We start from the raw sequence: 6,000 nt of genomic DNA, 5'->3' as shown, positions 1-6,000 counted from the left end.
TTCGGCGTAACCAATAGTTCCGTTTGCATTTCAATCCACGCACTCCATACAGAGTGCGACTCGCGGCCATACGTTGCTTGATCGCCAGGTTAACATTTCAATCCACGCACTCCATACAGAGTGCGACGATCCTGACGTATGGGTGCGGAAATGTCTCGATAATTTCAATCCACGCACTCCATACAGAGTGCGACTTGAAATTATATCAGCATCTGTATAACATTTGTATATTTCAATCCACGCACTCCATACAGAGTGCGACAGCGAAAAGTGACGTAATAACTATGCTTGAAGAATAACTATTAACGTATTTTCGATAGTTCTACTTCTTTAAAACGGTTATCACAAATTTCCGATCATAAATCATTGCCAAAAGGTCACAATAAAGACCTTTTCGGCAAATTCCGAGGTGCGAATCCCCCAGGGAAATCATGTGAGCTTGGCATTCGCACCTGCTAAAGTATTAACGGATCACCCATATCATAGGAATCTTTGGCACCCACATGTTGAACTTTACTTTTGTAATTATCACCTAAGTTATAGAAACGAAGACTATCTGTATCCTTATCAATTAATTCTTCCAGTTCGAATCTTAATCGTCTAAATTGGGCAGCATCCAGTATACATTCAAACACCGAGTTCTGCACTCGCTGACCGTGATCCACACACTTTTTTGCCACTTTAGATAGTCTTCTTCGGCCTTCACTATCTATCGTGCTCACATCATACGTAATCAAAATAAGCAATCATCACACCTACTTCCACAGAAACGGAGGATACTCATCCAGATCCCCACGTATATATCTTGCCAGTAGTAACGCTTGAGTGTATGGTACAAGCCCCCAAGGTATTTTTTCATTCAAATACGGATGCATAATCTTTTCCTGTTTACGATCTTGCCACGCTTTTAGCACTTTCTTTCGTGTCTCATCATCCATAATCACTGCGAGATTTTCTTTCACATAAAAACCTTTATCGTTAACTACCTTCTTATTAATAAGAGAAAGTACAAATCGGTCTGCGTACACTCCTCGAAGTTCCTCCATCATATCCAATGCAAGAGAAGCTCTGCCAGGACGATCCCTGTGCAAAAAACCGACATATGCATCAAGTCCGACAGATTCAAGTGCAGACTTCATGTCATTAGCGAGCAAGGTATAGGCAAAGGATAATAACGCATTTACTTTATCTAAGGGAGGTCGCCGACTGCGTCCATAAAAGTAGAATGACTCCTTTTGCTGGAGAATCAGATCATCGAACACAGAGTTATATTGAACGGCAGCCGATCCTTCCAATCCGCGCAATATATCCAATTGCTCCACCTCGCGCAACAGCTTCATCGTTTCACCTAGCGACTCCGTAACCTTCTTGATTCGTTCCGTGTCGATACGTAGTGCATAATCCCGTGTGGCTCGTTCCAGAATCCACTTGTTGTTGTATAACTTGCCTGTAATCATATTACGAGCAACCCGCGCACTACGCACCTCATCGTCCGAGATACGATACTGTTCTTTGCGAAGAACCACATTTCCTCGATCCTCACCAATCACCCGTGCGAGGAATCGCCCCGTTCGTGTCATAAATGTCAAACTAACATTGCGTGACGCACAAGCCCCCATCAGTGCTGGACTTACTCCAGCATAGCCAAAGGTACACACAGCCTCCAAATTATGCAGCGGATAGCGAGCAAGAATTTCTTCCTCCTGCTTCACCACAATGTTTTCCCCATCCAGTCCAAGGTATGTATCGGGTAATGTTACAAATAAGGTGTTCAGCAGCTTTTTCATTCATTCAACCTGCTTTCGATGTAACTTGAAACGGAGCGTTTGTTCAAGATATCAGGCACACATATATTGTTCAAAGAACAACTTAGGCAGTGTGGTCCTGCTTTGGCTTTGGGTGTATGGTTCCGTTCAAAATAATGTCTCATCTCTTGAATACTTGCCTTCACTCGTTCCCGATCTGCCGCAGTAATTATGACTTCAACCCTATGTTTGATCTCATCATAATAAAAATAGGCCTTGGGAATATCACATACGAGCATTTCTTCGAGACATATGACTTGTGCTACCAATTGGGAGTGATCCGAATCATTTCGTTTGGGCTTGCCGCGTTTGTATTCAACAGGATAAGGAAGGTATAACCCTTCCTCTCCCGCAAGTGGAACTCCAGATGGATCACGAATGAATTCAACCACATCACAGATGCCTGTGATCCCAAGTTCTCTCGATTGTACCGGAAGTGCACGAACCACTAGTTTATCGCCTCGTTTTTCACGAAGCGCTGGCTGATCTGCCTTTCGATGCAAATGATCTCCTTCAATGGTACGCACATTGTCTTCCCACTGCTGTTCGATATGAATTAATGCCCACTGCCTTCTGCAAAAGTTAAAATGCTGAATCCCCGAAAGCAGCAGATAATCCTCTTCGTTATAGTCCTTCATATTCTTGGACTGCCAAGCCTTCCAGCGGCACCACTGTATAATTATAATCATCGTAGGACTTTGCTTCTGCTACGCCTGGCTTCAATTCAATTTGCAGAGAACGATGTACTTTCGCAGATGAATACTGCCCCATTTTGGAGCTATGTTCCCACCAATATAACTGGTGAACCTCCATGCTACCATCAGGACGGGCCGAGGACGTATCATTCTCGAATAAGGTTCTCAGTGATTCACGAATTTTCTCCGCGTCTTCATATGTAAATCCGGTCTTCTCTGCCAGTTGCGTGTTGATACTTCCATAAAAAACATAAACTCCAAAATCTACGCGGTGTTTCATGCCCATCGTGTCTGAACCTTTTTTGTCTGGATCTTTAGCTGTTGTGACAGAGTTAACACTCTTCGTAATCTGCATGCTTGAGATGTCAATCCGATCCAAACTAACCGCTGTATGAATCGATACCGGACCCCGAATCCCCACAGATACATCTGTGCCGCTAAAAGCAAATACCTGTCCAAAGCTACGTACGTCAATCCAGGACTGACAAGCGGCTTCTGCATACAAATCCTTATTTGCCTTTTTACCTTTGGCATGCTCTTGTACATTCTCATTGGCATCGACACGATCTTTAATGGAACGGTGAGCATCATTCCGTTTTTCATCGGATTGCACCAGAATGGACTCTCCCATATCCTGAAGGCGGTTACGAATTTTACGCTTTATACATACATCCGAGATTTCTCCTAAGCCATCGTAGTTCTGACGAGGACGGTTTCCATTCAATGGATCACCATTCGGGTTGGCATTACGAACAGACAGTACAACAGCAAAATCGATTTTGTGATCAAGTGTACTCATTTAGTTATCTCCTTGTTCGTTCAATTGGTTTTCATCGTCTTTATCAAGTGTAGCTGCGGCTTCTTTATCTTTCCTACTTGTATATAAATCGTTACGCTGACTGTAGAAGCCTAGTAAGTATAATCCTGTAAGTGGCTTGTCTGTAAAATCTTCCAACTGTAGTTTATCTCCAACTTCATCCAGCAACGAATTATAATATCTGGCACCCGTCCCCATCCGCGCTTGATAAGGTTGGAGATTAGATTGAATAATGCTCCAAGTTCTGCCTGGTCGTTGTGCAAAGGCGTTCATATATCGAATGGCATTTGTCGCTCGTTTTTCCTCTTTACCCAGAGCACTTCTCTCTAATACATCTGCAATGGCAAGCATTCTGCCAAATACGTAGCTACGATCCGTTGTTTCTGTATTCAGACTCACTCCATACCCCTCCTTCTTATTAACAAGTGCGCAAGTAATGCTCAGTGTTTTCTCCCACTCCCAATTTTCCATGCCTACCGGGTTGGATGCACGTTGGATAGAACTGCGAACGATATCCAGCGGAATGGGTCGCTCATCTATGATACATGGGAGCATTCGCTCCATTAATCCCTTAACTACCTTGTCACTGGCTCGTGGACCATAGGCTGCAAATGCAATGTCTTTGGTCGCAGGCGCCCCAACAAACGAGACGGGTTTGTCATTTTTATTTTTCCGATAACGATGTAACCAATAACAGCTCTCATGCCAAGCTAATATTCGATCCAAATACTCGTTCTGATCTAAACTCCGATAATACATAATCGACATTCGCCCTGGTGTGGCCGCATCCAGTGTCATCAAAGTCACTTCATGTTTAGAGTTATACTCCCCATCGTATCGGTAACCGCCAATCGCCTTCCTGATTTGCAAAGCAAACTCCTTATGCGTTGTGTCCCCGCCAGCAAATGCTTCCTCATCATCCTCATCCCACAAGCTAAATGCATCATCTTGAGGTTCTGGCATATCCAGACTTGTGCTTCCCCACACCAGAAACACTTTGCCATCAATGGTGGTTCCTTGTCGATCAATGAGCCACTTCAGAGCGTTATGCCCTTTCTGTGAAGCTTCGTAGCTTACTACAGCTGCGTCACGACTGGTACGAAAACGCCCCCGATACGTAAATCCACTAGAGTCGTTAGCTGAGATCAACTTGGACTTGTCTCCTGAGTGACGTATGCGAGAAGCATGTTTATCAGCAAATGGTAGGTAATCACCTGTCACGAAACAGATATCCTTGTCCTGCAAACTCATCTCGTAAAAATGGATAAAAGACTGCTGTACCGAAGCATCACGCCATAATCTGGATTCGGGTTCTCCTGGAATATCTACAGCAAATCGAACAAATGCCCCACTCTGATCTGCTGCGATGACATTGAAGATGTCAGGCTTTTTCCCTTCCTGGTCGCCAGGCCCTGCGATCCACTTCTCCAGCAGCTTACCTTGGCTATCCACATGAAGTATGCCTCTGTTCACTAAATCAGCGATGAGTGTACCTTTGCTGACATAGTGAAGTACACTCTGTACTCTAGGGTGACTAAAGGGAGATTCGCACCAAGCCTTCAGTTGGTTTAAATAATCCTGATATGGTGTTCCCTTGACCTCTCCGCAGAACTGAGTGTAATCTCCTGCAACATAGGATAACTTGTCAAAAAGCGGATACGGTACGGGCGCACTCGTTCGGCTTGCGGAAGCTTCGGTGCAAGGAATAATCGTACTGCCATCATTCTTTTCTACCACTTTGGCATTTACGATATCTCCTTTTCCATTCAGATGAACTTCAATATGGGCGGTCTGTGTTGTGTGCGAGATTGGAATCAGAGCGTATTCCTTGCCATTTTTCTTCATTTCAAATTGTCCGACAACCTTAGCGTGATCATCATACGTTCTGCTTAAATTGGCAAGCCAACTCATTCACTCACCTCATTTCCAAACCATTCTGAATGAAGATCATCTACAGATTGCATATTCCCTGCATCGAATATTTTAGCTGTACCTTCTCCCACTTTGCGCACCAATGTGCATTCATCCGGACGGATAAATTGAATGACACCATGCTGCATTTTCGCTTTCCACAGACGAACCTCTCGCTCATTGCTTCCTGTTTCATCCGGGTAACTGATTCCATGCAGCATCGTGCCAAAATCAAGCTCACCTATACGATCATAGAAACTGTCATCTTCACCAAACTGGCACGGTTCAACGTACCCCTGACATTCACGGGTCCCCAGAAAGATATCTCTTCGTCCCCCAACCTGAACTGCTCGTTTGGCGATATTGTGATGTTTATGTTCGTTCTGGTCATGTATCAAATCTTCACGATGCGGATTAAATATAAAATGAGCCTTCACCTGATAACGCACATCTCTTAGATAGGTGTAATAGGCCAGTGTGTTGCCCCCGCTATATTCAATCGGACGCATACCCTTTGATTCGGTCTGAATTGGATTCATAATACGGACTTCATCTACAATCCAGGTCAGCGTTGGCTTCCAGTAAATAGATTCAACAATCCCTTTGAGGGCTTGGTATGTAGGAATCTGATAAGAGAATTTTTCTCCGCCCAACTTGGTCAGTGGATCGGTGAATAGCGCATATTTTCCCGAAACCTCAAATTCGATTTGATTTCTCAACATTTCAGCTCCTTTCTATGGGGTATAGGAGGGAGAAACATCTATCATGAATC

The 6,000-nt window shown here is 44.1% G+C and carries 6 protein-coding genes; all 6 read right to left on the bottom strand.

Translation table 11 applies throughout. The features are described 5' to 3' along the window. Positions 1 to 455 precede the first annotated feature (455 nt). The 6 genes from cas2 to cas5c are packed head-to-tail and all read right to left on the bottom strand — an operon-like array spanning position 456 to position 5,947. Positions 456 to 746, bottom strand: a complete 291-nt coding sequence (cas2, locus tag PAEAM_RS03095) for a CRISPR-associated endonuclease Cas2 (protein ID WP_026081267.1) — start codon at positions 744 to 746, stop codon at positions 456 to 458. 9 nt (positions 747 to 755) lie between these two features. After that, positions 756 to 1,787, bottom strand: coding sequence for a type I-C CRISPR-associated endonuclease Cas1c (cas1c, locus tag PAEAM_RS03090; RefSeq protein WP_017690348.1), 1,032 nt, complete (start codon positions 1,785 to 1,787; stop codon positions 756 to 758). Beyond that, the gene (gene cas4, locus PAEAM_RS03085) at positions 1,784 to 2,443 is read right to left on the bottom strand and encodes a CRISPR-associated protein Cas4 (protein WP_017690349.1); all 660 of its coding nucleotides are present in this window, start codon (positions 2,441 to 2,443) and stop codon (positions 1,784 to 1,786) included. The genes cas1c and cas4 overlap by 4 nt, the downstream gene beginning before the upstream one ends. Then, entirely contained in the window at positions 2,430 to 3,299 is an 870-nt protein-coding gene (gene cas7c, locus PAEAM_RS03080; protein WP_074093751.1) for a type I-C CRISPR-associated protein Cas7/Csd2, read from the bottom strand. The genes cas4 and cas7c overlap by 14 nt, the downstream gene beginning before the upstream one ends. After that, entirely contained in the window at positions 3,300 to 5,228 is a 1,929-nt protein-coding gene (gene cas8c, locus PAEAM_RS03075) for a type I-C CRISPR-associated protein Cas8c/Csd1 (protein WP_100526598.1), read from the bottom strand. Further along, positions 5,225 to 5,947: a type I-C CRISPR-associated protein Cas5c gene (gene cas5c / locus PAEAM_RS03070; protein WP_100526597.1), complete on the bottom strand. Its 723-nt coding sequence runs from the start codon at positions 5,945 to 5,947 to the stop codon at positions 5,225 to 5,227. Before cas5c ends, cas8c begins: the two co-directional genes overlap by 4 nt. Positions 5,948 to 6,000: the final 53 nt, after the last annotated feature.

The sequence above is a fragment of the Paenibacillus sp. GM1FR genome (assembly GCF_002803315.1).
Taxonomy (GTDB): domain Bacteria; phylum Bacillota; class Bacilli; order Paenibacillales; family Paenibacillaceae; genus Paenibacillus; species Paenibacillus amylolyticus.
The sequence above is the reverse complement of the archived record's forward strand: the minus strand, read 5'-3'. Positions and strand labels throughout refer to the sequence as shown.

Bases quoted from the DNA above. Each gene is read 5' to 3' on its own strand.
- cas8c (WP_100526598.1), bottom strand. From the start codon at position 5,228: ATGAGTTGGCTTGCCAATTTAAGCAGAACGTATGATGATCACGCTAAG.
- cas4 (WP_017690349.1), bottom strand. From the start codon at position 2,443: ATGAAGGACTATAACGAAGAGGATTATCTGCTGCTTTCGGGGATTCAG.
- cas1c (WP_017690348.1), bottom strand. From the start codon at position 1,787: ATGAAAAAGCTGCTGAACACCTTATTTGTAACATTACCCGATACATAC.
- cas7c (WP_074093751.1), bottom strand. From the start codon at position 3,299: ATGAGTACACTTGATCACAAAATCGATTTTGCTGTTGTACTGTCTGTT.